Origin of the sequence: Streptomyces thermoalcalitolerans, assembly GCF_039525155.1 — a bacterium.
Classification (GTDB): Bacteria; Actinomycetota; Actinomycetes; order Streptomycetales; family Streptomycetaceae; genus Streptomyces; species Streptomyces thermovulgaris.
The window spans coordinates 12,007-26,515 of sequence record NZ_BAAAHG010000007.1; the positions used below are offsets into that span (position 1 = coordinate 12,007).

At 73.1% G+C, this 14,509-nt stretch carries 10 protein-coding genes; 5 read left to right on the plus strand and 5 right to left on the minus strand.

Annotation, left to right across the window (positions count from 1 at the left end; all coding sequences use genetic code 11):
- Window positions 1–5 precede the first annotated feature (5 nt).
- The 3 genes from ABD224_RS06600 to ABD224_RS06610 form a co-directional block, all read right to left on the minus strand.
- Window positions 6–1,601, minus strand: a complete 1,596-nt coding sequence (locus ABD224_RS06600) for a DUF5719 family protein (protein WP_344047816.1) — start codon at window positions 1,599–1,601, stop codon at window positions 6–8.
- Window positions 1,598–5,392, minus strand: a complete 3,795-nt coding sequence (locus tag ABD224_RS06605) for a glycosyltransferase family 2 protein (RefSeq protein ID WP_344047818.1) — start codon at window positions 5,390–5,392, stop codon at window positions 1,598–1,600. The genes ABD224_RS06600 and ABD224_RS06605 overlap by 4 nt, the downstream gene beginning before the upstream one ends.
- 177 nt (window positions 5,393–5,569) lie before the next feature.
- Complete coding sequence (locus tag ABD224_RS06610) at window positions 5,570–5,833, minus strand: WhiB family transcriptional regulator (RefSeq protein ID WP_030792866.1); 264 nt, start codon at window positions 5,831–5,833, stop codon at window positions 5,570–5,572.
- A 754-nt stretch (window positions 5,834–6,587) separates the two neighbouring features.
- On the opposite strand from ABD224_RS06610, the gene ABD224_RS06615 reads away from it, so the two are divergent.
- The 4 genes from ABD224_RS06615 to ABD224_RS06630 all read left to right on the plus strand — a co-directional run bounded on the left by ABD224_RS06615 (window position 6,588) and on the right by ABD224_RS06630 (window position 10,646).
- On the plus strand, window positions 6,588–7,127 hold the full coding sequence (locus ABD224_RS06615) for a cysteine dioxygenase (protein ID WP_344047826.1): 540 nt from the start codon (window positions 6,588–6,590) through the stop codon (window positions 7,125–7,127).
- A 100-nt stretch (window positions 7,128–7,227) separates the two neighbouring features.
- The gene (gene cofD / locus ABD224_RS06620) at window positions 7,228–8,187 is read left to right on the plus strand and encodes a 2-phospho-L-lactate transferase (RefSeq protein WP_344047828.1); all 960 of its coding nucleotides are present in this window, start codon (window positions 7,228–7,230) and stop codon (window positions 8,185–8,187) included.
- Window positions 8,184–9,518, plus strand: a complete 1,335-nt coding sequence (locus ABD224_RS06625) for a coenzyme F420-0:L-glutamate ligase (RefSeq protein ID WP_344047830.1) — start codon at window positions 8,184–8,186, stop codon at window positions 9,516–9,518. Before cofD ends, ABD224_RS06625 begins: the two co-directional genes overlap by 4 nt.
- A gap of 81 nt (window positions 9,519–9,599) precedes the next feature.
- Window positions 9,600–10,646, plus strand: coding sequence for a DNA-3-methyladenine glycosylase family protein (locus ABD224_RS06630; protein WP_425580922.1), 1,047 nt, complete (start codon window positions 9,600–9,602; stop codon window positions 10,644–10,646).
- A gap of 163 nt (window positions 10,647–10,809) precedes the next feature.
- On the opposite strand, the gene manB is transcribed toward ABD224_RS06630, so the two are convergent.
- Both manB and ABD224_RS06640 read right to left on the minus strand, forming a co-directional pair.
- Complete coding sequence (gene manB / locus ABD224_RS06635; RefSeq protein ID WP_344047832.1) at window positions 10,810–11,898, minus strand: mannose-1-phosphate guanylyltransferase; 1,089 nt, start codon at window positions 11,896–11,898, stop codon at window positions 10,810–10,812.
- 120 nt (window positions 11,899–12,018) lie between these two features.
- Window positions 12,019–13,413 carry a peptidoglycan recognition protein family protein gene (locus tag ABD224_RS06640; protein WP_425580927.1) on the minus strand — a complete coding sequence of 465 codons (1,395 nt, stop codon included), beginning with the start codon at window positions 13,411–13,413 and terminating at the stop codon, window positions 12,019–12,021.
- A gap of 132 nt (window positions 13,414–13,545) precedes the next feature.
- Here ABD224_RS06640 and ABD224_RS06645 point away from each other — a divergent pair, with 132 nt between their 5' ends.
- Entirely contained in the window at window positions 13,546–14,301 is a 756-nt protein-coding gene (locus tag ABD224_RS06645) for a TIGR03089 family protein (protein ID WP_344047837.1), read from the plus strand.
- Window positions 14,302–14,509: the final 208 nt, after the last annotated feature.

Here is a 14,509-nt window from a genome sequence, read left to right on the forward strand (position 1 = left end):
CTGCCTCACTTCTGCAGCACCGACAGGTCCTGGTCCGCCCGCGGCACCGCGACGGTCCCCCGGTCGTCCGGCAGCGTCTGGATCGTGAACGCGGGGACGCCCTGGGCCGTCGCCTCGAGGGTGCGCGCCGCGTGGACCGGGCCGCCGGACAGGCGCTCCACCGTCAGGGCGTACGGTCCCTTCAGGCCGGACGGCACCGGCGGGACGATGTCCCGGGTGCTGCCTGCCTTGATCGTGTAGGTCTCCGACGCCGGTGTGCCGCCCTCGCTGCCCGCCGACGCGGTGACCTTGACCCGTGCGGCGGCCATGGGGGCGGTCAGCGAAAGCGTCGAACCCTTGGCCCTGTTGTCGGCCGAGGTCGCGCGCCGCTCCAGCGGCCTCGTCGCCGGGATGAACGCCGTCTCCTGCTTGTCGCCCTCGCCCCGGACGACCCGCAGCGCCGCGACCACGGGCACCGACCGCGAGGTCGGCGTGAGCACCAGCGAGCCCGCCTCCCCGCGTGTGATCGCACCGAGATCGACGGCGGTCGTCGCCCGGGCCTTGACGCGGACCGTCTCGTTCCCGGCGGGCGTGATCAGCCCGGACGGCGTGGACAGCTGCACCTTCAGGTCGGCGTCGGAGTCCCCCGGGGTGAAGACGACCAGCCGTACGGACGTGGCGTCCTTGGGGATGCCCGGCAGCACCAGGCTGCTCGCCGGGTCCGCGGACGCCGTCAGCCAGTCGCCGCCCAGGGTGTCGTCGAGGGCCTGCACGGCCGCGCCGACCCGGCCGCTGCGCACGCTCACATGCACGGTGAGGTCCTCCTGCGGGGCGTCGGTGAGCGTGGACAGCAGGACCGGCTCGCTGGAGTACGGCGGAACGGTGATGCCCTCACCGGCGTCCGACGTCACGGCACCGTCCTTGCCGTACAGCTCGATGTCGACGACGGCAGCGGAGTCGTCGGGGTTGGTCAGATGGACGTAGTCGGAGCGGCCGGAGGCCGTGCTCGCGCCCGGGAACCAGAACTGGGTGTCCGGAGCTGTGCAGTTGATGCCCAGCAGACCGCGGCCGGCGCCCACGGCGACCTCGGTGGTCTGCTGCATCGTCCAGCCGGGCGCGAACTTGCCCTCGGCCGTGCCGATCAGCGCGGGGGCGTCCGCGCCGGAGGTGTCGCCGGTGGCGGGACTGCCGGGCTCCTTGGGCTCCAGGACGGGTTTGACGGCCTGCTTGCCGTCACCGCCGTCCTTGTCCTTGTCCTCGTTCCCGCCGTTCCCGTTCTCCCCGTTTTCCCCGCTCTCTTTGTTCTCCTCGTTCTCCGCGCCCTCGTCCTCGGAGCCGTCCTTCCCGTCGCCGTCCGCCGACTTCCCGGTGGCGGGCCGGAGTTGGGCCTTGCCCGTGCTGCCCGCGCCCTGGGTCACGGGGGTGAAGGACGTGTACGAGGTGTCGGCGACGTCGGAGCTGCTCGGCGTCGGACAGATCAGGGTCGTGCGCTCGACGGGCAGCTGGGCGGCCGCCTCGACGGAACCGGTGCCCGGGGTGTCCGGCGGGTTCAGCGCGGCGAATCCGGTGACGGCGGCGAGTGCGGTCACACCGGTGATCAGGGACAGGGTCGTGCGGTTCACTGCTGGCTCCCGTGGGGGCGCTCACTGCCGTTGCCGTGCTGGGGGTGCTGGGCCGGGGGGTACGGCTCCTCGTACCCCTGGTGGTACGCCTGGTCGTACGGCGCCGAGGGGGCCTGGCCTCCGTACGCGTACGGGTCGTACTGGCCGCCGTGGTACGGGTCGGCCGGGTATGCCTGGCCGTAGGCGCCCGCCGGGTACTGCTGGGGCTGGGCGCCCTGGTAGGGGTCGCCGCCGTAGGCGCCGTACTCGGATCCGGCCCCCGTGTAGGCGGTGCCGTCCCACTCGTCGTAGGACTGCTGGTGGGACTGCTGGTGCGGAACGGCGGCGGGAGTCCCCCCCGGAGAGACCTCCGGAGAAAAGGGCGCCTCCGGGGAAGGCGGGAAAGAGGGGGGCAGGGTGTCCGGCCCGTCCGGTCCCGGTGCGAAGCCCTCCTGCTCCTCCTGCTCCTCGCGTCCCTCCTGGCCGGCCGCCTCGGCCTCCGCCTGGGCACGCAGCCGGCGGGCCCGGCGGCCCTCCCCGGCGGCATGGGCGGGGACGGGCTCCTCCTCGGGCAGGTCGTCGTCGATGTCACGGCGCCGGCCGGGCAGGGCGAGCACGACGAGGACGGTGGCGAGCGCGCCCTGCGTCCACAGCCAGGCGGTGTGGCCGATCGGGGCGTCGAAGGTGACGTCCAGCTTTCCGCCGGAGGCGGGGAGCCGGAAGCCCTGGGCCCAGCCGTCCACCGTCGTGCGGGTGAGCGGCTTTCCGTCCAGGGTGGCCGTCCAGCCCTCGTCGGCCGAGTCGGCCAGGCGCAGCACCCGGCCCTCGGTCCCGGGCGGGATCGTGGTGTGGATCTCGACCGGTCCGGCGGCGACCGGCCGGGCGGCACCGGAGCCGGACACGATGACGGCGCGCGACACCTCCCGGTTCACCCGCCACAGGGCGCTGCCGTCCTGCTGGCTGAGCCGGGTCAGGCCGGGCGTGGCGTCCAGGACACGGCTGACCTCGCGGGGCGCGCCCTTGCGGACGAGAACGTAGCGCACGGCGAAGCCGCCGAGCTGGTCGGTCTGGTCGGCACCGGAGCCCGCGACGAGGTTGGCGACGACCTTGTCGAGGGCGTTGTTCCTGCCGTTCGCCACGGCCAGTTCGGCATCGCCCATGCGGGCGCCGGAGCCGCGGACGAGCATGTAGCCGACGCGGCCGGGCGAGTCGCTGTCGAGGACCAGGGTGCGGACCTGGTCGCTGGTGTTGCCCTCCTCGGCGACGAACGCGGGTACCTGCACGGGGTCGCGCCGCTGAAGGGGGCCGTCGGCGCCGCGGATCATCCAGCCGGTGAGGACGAGCAGGGGGCCCGCGGCCGAGGCGAAGGCGATCAGCGCGGCGACCGGCTGACGCCAGCCGAAGCTCTGTTCGGCCACGCGTGCGCGTGCCCCGTCGGCACCGAGCACGGCGGCGGCCAGGAGCGCGAGGCCGTAGACGAGGGTGGCCGGGCCGGCCCAGGTGGAGCCGTTGGACAGCACCGCGAAGACGAGGGCCACCAGGGCGGCCGTCCACGCCGTCCAGATCGCGAAGCGCCGCTCGGCGCGCAGCAGGGCGGCCAGCGCGGCCAGGACGATGCCGATGAGCATCAGCCCGTGCATCGTGCCGGGTCCGCCCGGACCGGCACCGAGCAGGTCGAGGGCGGAGGCGGCCGAGGGGCCGTACTCCAGTCCGGCCTCCTGGAAGAAGCCGAACGGCAGCAGCGTCAGCGACCAGGGGGCGAGGACCAGCAGCGGGGTGCCCAGCTGGGCCAGGAAGCGCAGTGCGTACGCGACGATGTCGCCGCGGTGCACGGCCAGCACGCCGAGGCCGAGGACGAGCGCGAGGGGCCACACGATGGGCGTGAACGCGGTGGCGATGGTCAGCAGCAGCGCGTACGCCCAGGTGGCGCGCCAGCTGCCGCGGGCGCCGGACGGGTCGGCCAGGCCGCCGGCCGCGACGCCGGCGCGGGCGATGAGCGGCAGCAGCACGGCCAGGACCGCGGTGCCGATACGGCCGCCGGCCAGCGCGCCGGTGGTCGCGGGCAGGAAGGCGTAGACGACGGCCGCCCAGGCGCGCAGCAGACGCGAGGGGACGAGCGGGCGGGAGGCGAAGTACGCCGTGATCCCGGCCAGCGGCACCGAGGCGACCAGCAGAAGGGTGACCGCGAGGCCGGTCGAGCCCAGCAGCAGGGAGGACAGCAGCGCGACCATCGCCAGGTAGGGCGGCGCGGACGAGGTGCCGCCGACCCCGACCGGGTGCCAGGAGTCGAGGTAGCGCGACCACAGCTCGGAGGAGTCGGCCGGAGCGGGCAGCAGGGCGCCGCCCGCGAGCGCGCCGATGCCGAACAGGCCGCGGCAGGCGACCAGGGAGACGGTCAGCAGCAGCAGGAAGAGCACCGGGCCGGGCTTGCGGGCGATGCGCTTGAGGCGGGCGAACTGCTCGACCTCCAGGTACTCGGCGTCCTCGCCGCCGGGCCCGGACTCGAGCGCGCCGCCGTGCCGGCCGACCGAGGAGACCTCGGGGTCGGAGCGGCCGACGAAGTTGCTCGCGATCTGTTCGAAGGTGACGCGGAGGGTGGCGCCCGGCGGCGGGAACAGCGGCCGCATCTCGCCCTTGTCGACCAGCGGCTTTCCGCGTCTGCGCCGGCCCGCGACGATCCGTTCGGGCCGCAGGAGGACGCCCATCAGACCGCGGATCTCGTCGACGGCCTGACCCGGCACCTTGCCGACGATGTAGGCGAGGGTCCGCAGCAGGGTGCCCAGCACCAGCCTCAGCAGCACCCAAGGCAGCGCTGCCGTACGGGTGTTGACCAGCAGGGTGTAGACGGCGCCGGCCTTGTCCACCTTGTGCGGGGACGCGGCGGTGCGGCCGACGCAGTCGACGGTGCGGCGCTCGCGGGAGGCGGCCTCGGCGTGCCGTACGACGGCGTCGGGGGCGACCAGGACGCGGTAACCGGCGGCGTTGGCGCGCCAGCACAGGTCGACGTCGTCGCGCATCAGGGGCAGCCGGGGGTCGAACCCGCCCAGCTCCTCGAAGATGTCACGCCTGATCAGCATTCCGGCGGTGGACACCGACAGCACGGGCCGTACGTGATCGTGCTGGCCCTGGTCCTGCTCCCGGCGGTCCAGGCCGGTCCAACGGCGGCCGGAATTGGCGATGCTGACGCCCACTTCGAGCAGCTGCCTGCGGTCGTACCAGCCGCGCAGTTTGGGGCCGACGATCGCCACGTCGTCACGGCCGAGTTCGTACTCGTGGTCGACGACCCTCAGCAGCTGGGCCAGGGCGTCGGGTTCGGGAGCGCAGTCGTCGTGCAGCAGCCACAGCCACTGGACCGGTTCTCCGTACGGCAGTTCGGGCAGGTCGTAGGCGTCGTCGCGCCAGGTGCGCGTGGCGGGGTCCCAGCTGCTGGGGCGCTTGAGGTACGGCAGGTCGTCCGGGGTGAGGACCGGGGCGATGTGGACGGCCTCCTCGACGGCCTGGCCGAAGCCGGTGCGCCGGGCCAGGTGCACGACGCAGTCGTCGCCGAGGGCGTCGGTGACCAGCTGCGCGGAGTCGTCCGCGCTGCCGGTGTCGGCCGCCACGGCGTACTGCACGGGGCGCTCCTGGCCGAGCAGGCCGGCGAGGGCGTCGGGCAGCCAGCGGGCGCCATCGTGGGAGACGAGGACAGCGGTGACGACATGCCGCGGGTATTCCGGTGCGCGGCTCGGGTCGGATGCCGTCGCGCGCGCGGGGTCGGACGGCGCTGCGGCAGCGACGTCGTCATGGGCTGCCGTATGGCTGTGCACGGACATCGAGATACGGCCCCGGTTCGGTGGACTGCGGTGGACGCCTGTGCCCGGTGGGGCAGGGGCGCCTTGGACGAGCGTCCACACTATCGGCTGGCCAGAACGACGGCCCGCCGCCTGTGGACAACCCACCGGCGACGGGCCATTCGTGACGTATGCAGGGGATGTGCGCGAAACGTGCGGTCAGACGGCCGCCTTCTTCAGCCGACGCCGCTCGCGCTCGGACAGGCCGCCCCAGATGCCGAAGCGCTCGTCGTTGGCGAGGGCGTACTCGAGGCATTCGGAGCGCACCTCGCAGGCGAGGCAGACCTTCTTGGCCTCGCGGGTGGAGCCGCCCTTCTCGGGGAAGAAGGACTCGGGGTCGGTCTGGGCGCACAGCGCGCGCTCCTGCCAGCCGAGTTCCTCGCCCGCGTCGTCGACCAGCAGTTGCTGCACCAGCTCGGTCATGTGCGCCCCTCGTCTGTCTTTTCGCGTCCCCGTGATGTAGCCGTTACCTTTCCCGGCTGAACGACACGAGTGAAATTACAAGTGTGCTGCTCCGGGCGAGTCAAGCCGAGATCTGCTATTGAGCCCCTTATTCACTCTCCGGAACCAAGCCCGCCGAGAAAGTGTTCAAATCAACTTAAACCCAGACACATGGCCGGGGTCTCACGGGCTTCGCACCTCTGTACGGAGCCCGCACAGAGGAGGACGCGCGTGGCGTCGCTCTCGTTCCGACACACGCGCCGAAGCGAGCCGGATCACGATGAGATCACAGGATCGCAACGGCGTTCGCGTGCCCGGCATGTGCGCCATGTGTCCCGGCCGGGCCATGAGCAAACCTTTCCTCTGTGAGATGAACCGGATGAGGTGAACCGTGTCCCACATTCCGGGCGCCAAGTTGACAGTGAGGGTGTGAACCGCTGTCCTGTTGGGCATGCTTGCGAACTTGGCACTCGTCCTGACCCGCGCCGCCGGGTCCCTCGGTGCTGCCCACGTTCGCTGCGGCTGTCGTTGTCGCTGTTGCTGTTCCGGCTGTTGAGCCCGCGCTGAGCGTCCACGCGCACGCCTGCTCCGGCCGTCGCCGGGCCCCTCTGCGTCCGGCGTCCGTTCCCTCAGGTCCTTCGACCTCCCTTCCCGCTCCTTCTCTCTCCTTCCCTCTCCTCTTTCTCCCTGTTCTTCTGCGCCGTTCCTCTTCACCTTCACCGAGGCCCCCACGCTCATGAACAGCGACAACGACCTTCAGATCGCCGGCGACATCCTCGAGGTCCCGCATCTGCTCCAGCCCCCGCGCGAGCACCCGTCCACCGTGGCCGAGTTCGTCGGTCTGGCCCGCTCCATCGCCGCCGACCGCGCCCACTGGGAGCCTCTTGTCCGCTACGACGCGACGACCCGCTGGTACCACCGGCTGCGCACCGGCCCGGGGTACGAGGTGTGGCTGCTGTCCTGGGTGCCCGGGCAGGGCAGCGGACTGCACGACCACGGCCCCTCCTCCGGGGTGCTCACGGTTCTGGACGGCGAGCTGACCGAGCGCACCGAGCGCGGCACACGCGCGTTGGGCGCCGGCGCGCAACGCGTGTTCGCGCCGGGGTACACGCACGAGGTCGTCAACACCACGCTGGAGCCGGCGGTCAGCCTGCACGTGTACTTCCCCGGCCTGACCGAGATGCCCATGCACCCCCGGTCCTCCACCGGGAACATCCGCACCGCCGCCGGTCACACCGGGGCCTGCACCGGTCCGGTGGACGCCGTCGGCGCCTGAGACCGCCCGGGATCCGCCCGCACCGGAAGGCCTTGTCCGGCGGGTGCCGCGGCGACGACCGCGCAACGCCCTGTCCGTCCCGCCTGCAAGACTTGCCTCCATGCGGATTGTGGTTCTGGCAGGCGGCATCGGTGGTGCCCGGTTCCTGCGCGGTCTGAAGCGAGCCGTGCCGGACGCGGACGTCACGGTCATCGGCAACACCGGCGACGACATCCACCTCTTCGGGCTGAAGGTCTGCCCGGACCTGGACACGGTGATGTACACGCTCGGCGGCGGCATCAACGAGGAGCAGGGCTGGGGCCGGGCCGACGAGACCTTCCATCTCAAAGAGGAGCTCGCGGCGTACGGCGTGGGCCCGGACTGGTTCACTCTCGGCGACCGGGACTTCGCCACGCACATCGTGCGCACCCAGATGATCGGCGCCGGATATCCGCTGAGCGCGGTCACCGAGGCGCTGTGCGACCGGTGGAAGCCGGGGGTGCGGCTCATCCCCATGACCGACGACCGTGTGGAGACGCATGTCGTCGTCGAACTGGACGGTGAGCGCAAGGCCGTGCACTTCCAGGAGTACTGGGTGCGGCTGCGGGCGTCAGTGCCGGCCCGGGCGGTCGTCCCCATCGGCGCGGACCAGGCGAAGCCGGCTCCCGGGGTGCTGGAGGCGATCGCCGAGGCGGACGTGATCCTCTTCCCGCCGTCCAACCCCGTCGTCTCCATCGGCACGATCCTCGCGGTGCCCGGCATCCGGGAGGCCGTCGCCGGCGCCGGGGTGCCGGTGGTCGGTCTGTCCCCCATCGTCGGCGACGCGCCCGTGCGCGGCATGGCCGACAAGGTCCTGGCGGCGATCGGTGTGGAGGCCACGGCCGCCGCGGTGGCCGAGCACTACGGCGCGGAGCTGCTGGACGGCTGGCTCGTCGACACCGTCGACGCGGCCTCGGTGGAGCGGGTCGAGGCGGCCGGCATCCGGTGCCGGGCGGTGCCGCTGATGATGACCGACGTCGAGGCCGCCGCCGCGATGGCGCGGGAGGCGCTGGCACTGGCCGAGGAGGTACGGGAAGCATGAGCGAGGCGACGGCGCCCGCGCGGACGGACGCGTCCGCGCCGGCGTTGCGGATCTGGGCGGTGGCCGGGATCCCCGAGGTGCGGCCGGGCGACGACCTGGCGAAGCTGATCGCCGCCGCGGAGCCCGCCCTGGCCGACGGGGACGTGCTCCTCGTCACCTCGAAGATCGTCTCCAAGGCGGAGGGCCGGATCGTCGAGGCGGCCGACCGGGAGGCCGCGATCGACGCGGAGACCGTACGGGTCGTGGCCCGGCGCGGGCCGCTGCGGATCGTGGAGAACCGGCAGGGGCTGGTCATGGCCGCCGCCGGAGTCGACTCCTCCAACACTCCCCCCGGCACGGTGCTGCTGCTGCCCGAGGATCCGGACGCCTCCGCGCGCGCGATCCGGGACGGCCTGCGCGCCCTCCTCGGTGTCACGGTCGGGGTGATCGTCACCGACACCTTCGGGCGGCCCTGGCGCACCGGGCTCACGGACGTCGCCATCGGCGCCGCGGGCGTCCGCGCGCTGAACGACCTGCGGGGCGGCACGGACGCGCACGGCAATCCGCTGAGCGCCACCGTCGTCGCCACCGCCGACGAACTCGCCGCCGCGGGCGACCTGGTCAAGGGCAAGGCCGCCAAGCTGCCCGTCGCCGTGGTGCGCGGGCTGGGGCACGTGGTGACCGAGGAGCACGGAGAGGGAGCACGGGTCCTGGTACGGAACGCGCGCGACGACCTGTTCCGGCTCGGGACCTCCGAGGCCGTACGGGAGGCGGTGACCCAGCGGCGCACCGTACGGTCCTTCACCGACGAGCCGGTCGACCCGGCCGCGGTCCGGCGCGCGGTGGCCGCGGCGGTGACCGCGCCCGCGCCGCACCACACCACGCCGTGGCGGTTCGTGCTGCTGGAGTCGGCGCGGACACGGACGCGTCTGCTGGACGCGATGCGGGACGCCTGGATCGCCGACCTGCGGCGGGACGGCAGGAGCGAGGAGGCGATCGCCAAGCGGATCCGGCGCGGGGACGTGCTGCGCAACGCGCCCTGTCTGGTGGTGCCGTGCCTCGTCATGGACGGCGCGCATGTGTACGGCGACGAGCGGCGGGACGGTGCCGAGCGGGAGATGTTCGTGGTCTCCGCCGGGGCCGGGGTGCAGAACTTCCTGGTCGCGCTGGCCGGGGAGCGGCTCGGCTCGGCATGGGTGTCCTCGACGATGTTCTGCCGGGACGTGGTGCGCGAGGTGCTGGGGCTGCCGCAGGACTGGGATCCGATGGGGGCGGTCGCCATCGGGCATCCGGCCGAGCCGCCGAAGCCGCGGCCGCAGCGGGACGCGGAGACGTTCGTGGTCGCGCTGTGACCGTTCCGTCCGCCTGACCGTCCAGGCACGCAGAGCGTCTTTCGCGCCTTTTCGTACCTTCGGCCCTCCGGGAGCTCCTTCGTGGCAGGACGTTTCGCCCCGCGGTCCCCTCTCTCCCACGGTCCGAACGGCGTGGGAGGGAGGTCCGTGTCCGTGCCCGGCGGGCGGACCGGCGCCTTGGGGGACGCGTTCACGGAGGTCCCGCGGCAGGCCGTCGCACCGGGGCGGGTGCGGACGTGGGTGCCGGACGGGCCGCTGGACCTGAGGCTGGTGCTCGGGCCGCTGCGGCGGGGACCGGGCGACCCCGCGTTCCGGGCGATGCCCGACGGGTCGGTGTGGCGGGCCGTCCGGACACCGCTCGGGCCCGGGACGCTGAGGGTGTCCGCACGCGGCGGGCAGGTGTGCGGGGAGGCCTGGGGTCCGGGGGCCGAGTGGCTGCTGGAACAGTTGCCCGAGCTGCTCGGGGCCGCCGACGACCCGTCCCTGTTCGTGCCGCGGCACCGGCTGCTGGCGCTGACACGGCACCGGCGTCCGGGGCTGCGGCTGACCCGGACCGGGCTGGTGATGGAGTCGCTGATCCCGTCGATCCTGGAACAGAAGGTGACGACGGCCGAGGCGTACGCGGCCTGGCGGACGCTCGTACGGAAGTACGGGGAGCCGGCGCCGGGGCCCGTCCCCGGGCGGATGCACGTCATGCCGGCACCGCGGACCTGGGCGCTGATCCCCTCGTGGGAGTGGCGCCGGGCCGGGGTCGACGACAAGCGGGCGTCGACGGTGCTGCGGGCGGTGCGGGTCGCCGCGCGGCTGGAGGAGACGGTGCGGATGCCTCCGGCGGCGGCGCGGGAACGGCTGGAGCGGGTGCCCGGGATCGGGCCGTGGACGTCGGCGGAGACCGTGCAGCGCAGTCATGGCGCACCGGACGAGGTGACGGTCGGGGATCTGCACCTGCCGGGGATCGTGGGACACGCGCTGGCGGGGAACCGGTGGGCCGACGACGCGGAGATGCTGCGCCTGCTGGAGCCGTACGCGGGGCAGCGGCACCGGGCCGTCCGGCTGATCCTGCTGAGCGGCCGGGTGCCGGAACGGCGGGGGCCGCGGATGCCGAAGGGGCACGTCGGACGCTTGTGACAGAGTCCGCGGCCGGGTTCGGCACGGGCCGCGACCGGGGTGGGCGGATCCGCCCACCCGTGCCGCCCCGGGGCCTCCCTTGTGCACAAGGAGTACGCGCAGAAAGAGAGGCAGAAAGAGAGAAGGAGAAGGGCGCCCGGAGAAAAGATCCGGCCGCCCGCGACTACGACGGCTGGTCCGAGGAGAACCTCACCGCACCCGCCGGGATATGGGCGTCGCACCAGATCCTCACGCCCTCCCGCAGTTCGTTGTCGGCGCCCACCACCGCGCCGTCGCCGATGACGGTGCCGGTGAGGACGGAGCGGGTGCCGATGCGGGCACGGGTGCCGATGAGGGAGTCGGTGATGACGGCACCGGGCTCTATGACGGCGCCGGGCAGGATCGTGCTGCCGAAGACCCGCGCCCCCTCGGCGACGAACGCGCCCTCGCCGACCACCGTGCCGCCGGTCAGCTTGGCGTCGGGGGCGACGACGGCCGTGGGCAGGATCAGACGGTCGCCGCAGCGGCCGGGGACCGCCGGGGAGGGGGCACGGCCGAGGACCAGGTCGGCGGAGCCGCGCACGAAGGCGGCGGGGGTGCCGAGGTCCAGCCAGTAGGTGGAGTCCACCATGCCCTGCAGATGGGCCCCGGCGGCCAGCAGCTCCGGGAAGGTCTCGCGCTCCACCGACACCGGGCGGCCCTGCGGGATGGTGTCGATGACCGAGCGGCGGAAGACGTACGCCCCCGCGTTGATCTGGTCGGTGACGATCTCCTCGGGGGTCTGCGGCTTCTCCAGGAAGGCCAGGACCCGGCCCGTGTCGTCCGTCGGGACCAGTCCGTAGGAACGAGGGTCCGTCACCTTCGTCAGATGCAGGGAGACATCCGCTCCCGTCTCCTCGTGCGTGCGCACCAGCGCCTGGATGTCCAGCCCGGTGAGGATGTCGCCGTTGAAGACCAGGACCGGCTCGTCGGGACCGGAGCGCAGCCGTGAGGCGGCGTTGCGGATGGCGCCGCCCGTGCCCAGGGGCTCCTCCTCCGTGACGTACTCGAGGTGGAGCCCGAGTGAGGAGCCGTCACCGAAGTACGGTTCGAAGACCTCGGCCAGATAGGAGGTGGCGAGCACGATGTGCTCGACTCCCGCCGCTTTCGCCCGCGCCAGCTGATGGGTGAGAAACGGCACTCCCGCCGCCCGCACCATGGGCTTGGGAGTGTGCACCGTGAGCGGGCGCAGCCGGGTGCCCTTGCCGCCGACCAGAAGGATCGCTTCCGTCACCTGTCGTCTCTGCTTCCTGCCGGGACCGGCCGATCAGTCCTCGGCCGGCCAGTGTATGCAGCCGTGTTCGCACAGCCTTGTGGAGCCCTGAGACTTCTCCCCCCGTCCCGGCTCCCCCCTTCAGCGTCCCTGGTAGCGCGCCGCCGCCGAACGGATCGTGCCGAGCTTGCCGTAGAGCCGCAGGCCGGGGCAGTCGGTCGGGAAGCCGTCCCGGTGGCCGGAGATCACGTCCAGGCGTACGCTCTTTCCTTTTTGGTAGAGGTTGCCACCGCCGGACGTCAGATATGTCTTTCCACTCGGATTCACCCCGTGCAGACCGAGCTTCCACGCGGCCAGTTGCGCCACGGCCGTCACGACGGCCGGGGGCGGCTCGGAGATGTTGTAGGAGCCGAGGACCGCGATTCCCGCGCTGTTGGTGTTGAACCCGGCGGTGTGGGCGCCCAGCACCGCCCTCGCCACTCCGCCGGCACGGCCCTCGTAGATGGTGCCGCACCTGTCGACGAGGAAGTTGTAGCCGATGTCGCGCCAGCCCATGCTCTGGACGTGGTAGCGGTAGATGCTGCGGATGAGCGACGGGGTCTGTGCGCAGCTGTAGTTGTTGCCCGAGGAGGTGTGGTGGACGAACACCGCCTTGACCGTATCGGAGTAGACGAACTCCCCGCTGCGCAGTGACTCGTCCGCGCCCCAGCCGCGGCGGGTGACGATGGGCGGGCGCGGTCCGATGTACGGCCCGGTGCCCCGGCGTTCCGTCTCCTTGCCACCGGGCCGGGCGGGCCGCTCGCGCCGGCCGTCCTCGCGGGCGAGCGCGGGGATCCGGGTGGCGTCGGGCGGGGCGAGCGGCGCGCCGGCCGCGGGGACCCCGAAGGCCGCGGCGGCCTTCCCGCTCGGCTCGCCGGAGCGTGAGACGGTGGCCCCGGAGCCCCGCGGCACCGGCTCGCCGCCCGGGTCGACGAGTCCGAGGCGCAGGCCGGAGGGCAGCGCGGCCGCCGGACCGGCAGCCGCGCCCCTGCCCGAGTCCCCGGCCTCCGCGCGCACGTGCACCTCGACGCCGTCGGACGCGCCCACCCACAGCGGTGCGGTGGCGCCGCGCACGGCCCCGGGGACGCGCTCGGCCGTGCCGGGGTCGGCGCCGTGGTCGGTGTTGTGGTGGGTGTCGAGGTCCTGCCAGTCGGACCAGGTGCCGGTGGCGGCGGAGCGGGTACGGATCCGGACGCTGCCGTGCAGCTCGGCGTCCGGGTCGTCCCAGACGACGCCGACCAGGAAGAAGCGGGGGACGTCCGTGCGGCGCAGGCCCTGTTCGGTGACGGCGGCGCCGCGGGCGCGGGTGCGGACGAGCGGGAGGAGGGGCAGGGACCGGGTGCTGCCGGGGACGGCCGACGGGCCGGTGGCCGATGCCGGTCTCACCGTGGCCACGGAGGCGGGAGGCCCCTGTGCGAGGGTGAGGGCGGCCGTGCAGGCGATGCCTATCGAGGACACCAGGAATCCGTATCGACGCATGCCCCTGATCTTGAACATAATCATACAAATCTGTCCATTGGGGAATTGACGGGCCGTCGGCCGCAGGTGGGCCGAATCGGTGGTGCGCCGCTCCCCCGTGCGTGTCCCGCCGCACGGTGCGCGGACACGGCGCCGCGTACGCTTGCTCGGATGAACTCCACTGAACGCACCCCTGCCGACCTGCTGCGTTCCGCGCTCGCCGCGGACCCCGGACGCCCGCTGGTGACCTTCTACGACGACGCCACGGGTGAACGCGTCGAACTGTCCACGGCCACCTTCGCCAATTGGGTGGCCAAGACCGCGAACCTCCTCCAGGGAGACCTCGCCGCCGCGCCCGGCGACCGGGTCGCGCTGCTGCTGCCGGCGCACTGGCAGACGGCGGTGTGGCTGCTGGCGTGCGCCTCGGTGGGCGTGGTGGCGGACGTCGACGGGAACGTGGACGCGGCCGATGTCGTGGTCAGCGGCCCGGACACCCTGGACGCGGCGCGGGCCTGCTCCGGGGAACGGGTGGCGCTGGCACTGCGACCGCTGGGCGGGCGGTTCCCGCAGCCGCCGGAGGGCTTCCTGGACTACGCCGTCGAGGTTCCGGGCCAGGGCGACGCGTTCACGCCCTTCGCACCGGTGGACCCGGACGAGCCGGCCCTGATCGTGGCCGGGGCCGAGTACTCGGCGGCGGAGGTCGTGGAGCGCGCCCGCACCGACGCCCCCGCCCTGGACCTGACGGGCCCCGGCTCCCGGCTGCTGTCCGCACTGCCGTACGACACCTGGGAGGGGCTCAGCGCGGGCCTGTACGCCCCTCTCGCCGCCGGTGCCTCCGTCGTGCTGTGCCGCAATCTCGACCGCCTCTCCGAGGACGCCCTCGCCCGGCGCATCGAAGCGGAACGGGTCACGGCGACGGCGAGGTGACGCAGCGGAAGTACCGCGGGATTCAGGAACAAAGAACGCCAATTCACCGTCTGTGACGCGGATTCCACGCGGGCGGCGACGATTCTCCCGCGCATCCGTACGGCTGCGTTCGGCATGTTTCGACGGTGTGTACGGCAACGGCGACGAGCCGGAACCCCGGGATGCCCGTCCCCGCCCGCACCGGCCTTCCGTCGCAGCGCACCACGCC

Excerpts from the sequence above, each read along its gene's own strand:
- ABD224_RS06605 (WP_344047818.1), bottom strand. The coding sequence starts at position 5,392 with ATGTCCGTGCACAGCCATACGGCAGCCCATGACGACGTCGCTGCCGCA.
- ABD224_RS06610 (WP_030792866.1), bottom strand. The coding sequence starts at position 5,833 with ATGACCGAGCTGGTGCAGCAACTGCTGGTCGACGACGCGGGCGAGGAA.
- ABD224_RS06615 (WP_344047826.1), top strand. The coding sequence starts at position 6,588 with ATGAACAGCGACAACGACCTTCAGATCGCCGGCGACATCCTCGAGGTC.
- cofD (WP_344047828.1), top strand. The coding sequence starts at position 7,228 with ATGCGGATTGTGGTTCTGGCAGGCGGCATCGGTGGTGCCCGGTTCCTG.
- ABD224_RS06625 (WP_344047830.1), top strand. The coding sequence starts at position 8,184 with ATGAGCGAGGCGACGGCGCCCGCGCGGACGGACGCGTCCGCGCCGGCG.
- ABD224_RS06640 (WP_425580927.1), bottom strand. The coding sequence starts at position 13,413 with ATGTTCAAGATCAGGGGCATGCGTCGATACGGATTCCTGGTGTCCTCG.
- ABD224_RS06645 (WP_344047837.1), top strand. The coding sequence starts at position 13,546 with ATGAACTCCACTGAACGCACCCCTGCCGACCTGCTGCGTTCCGCGCTC.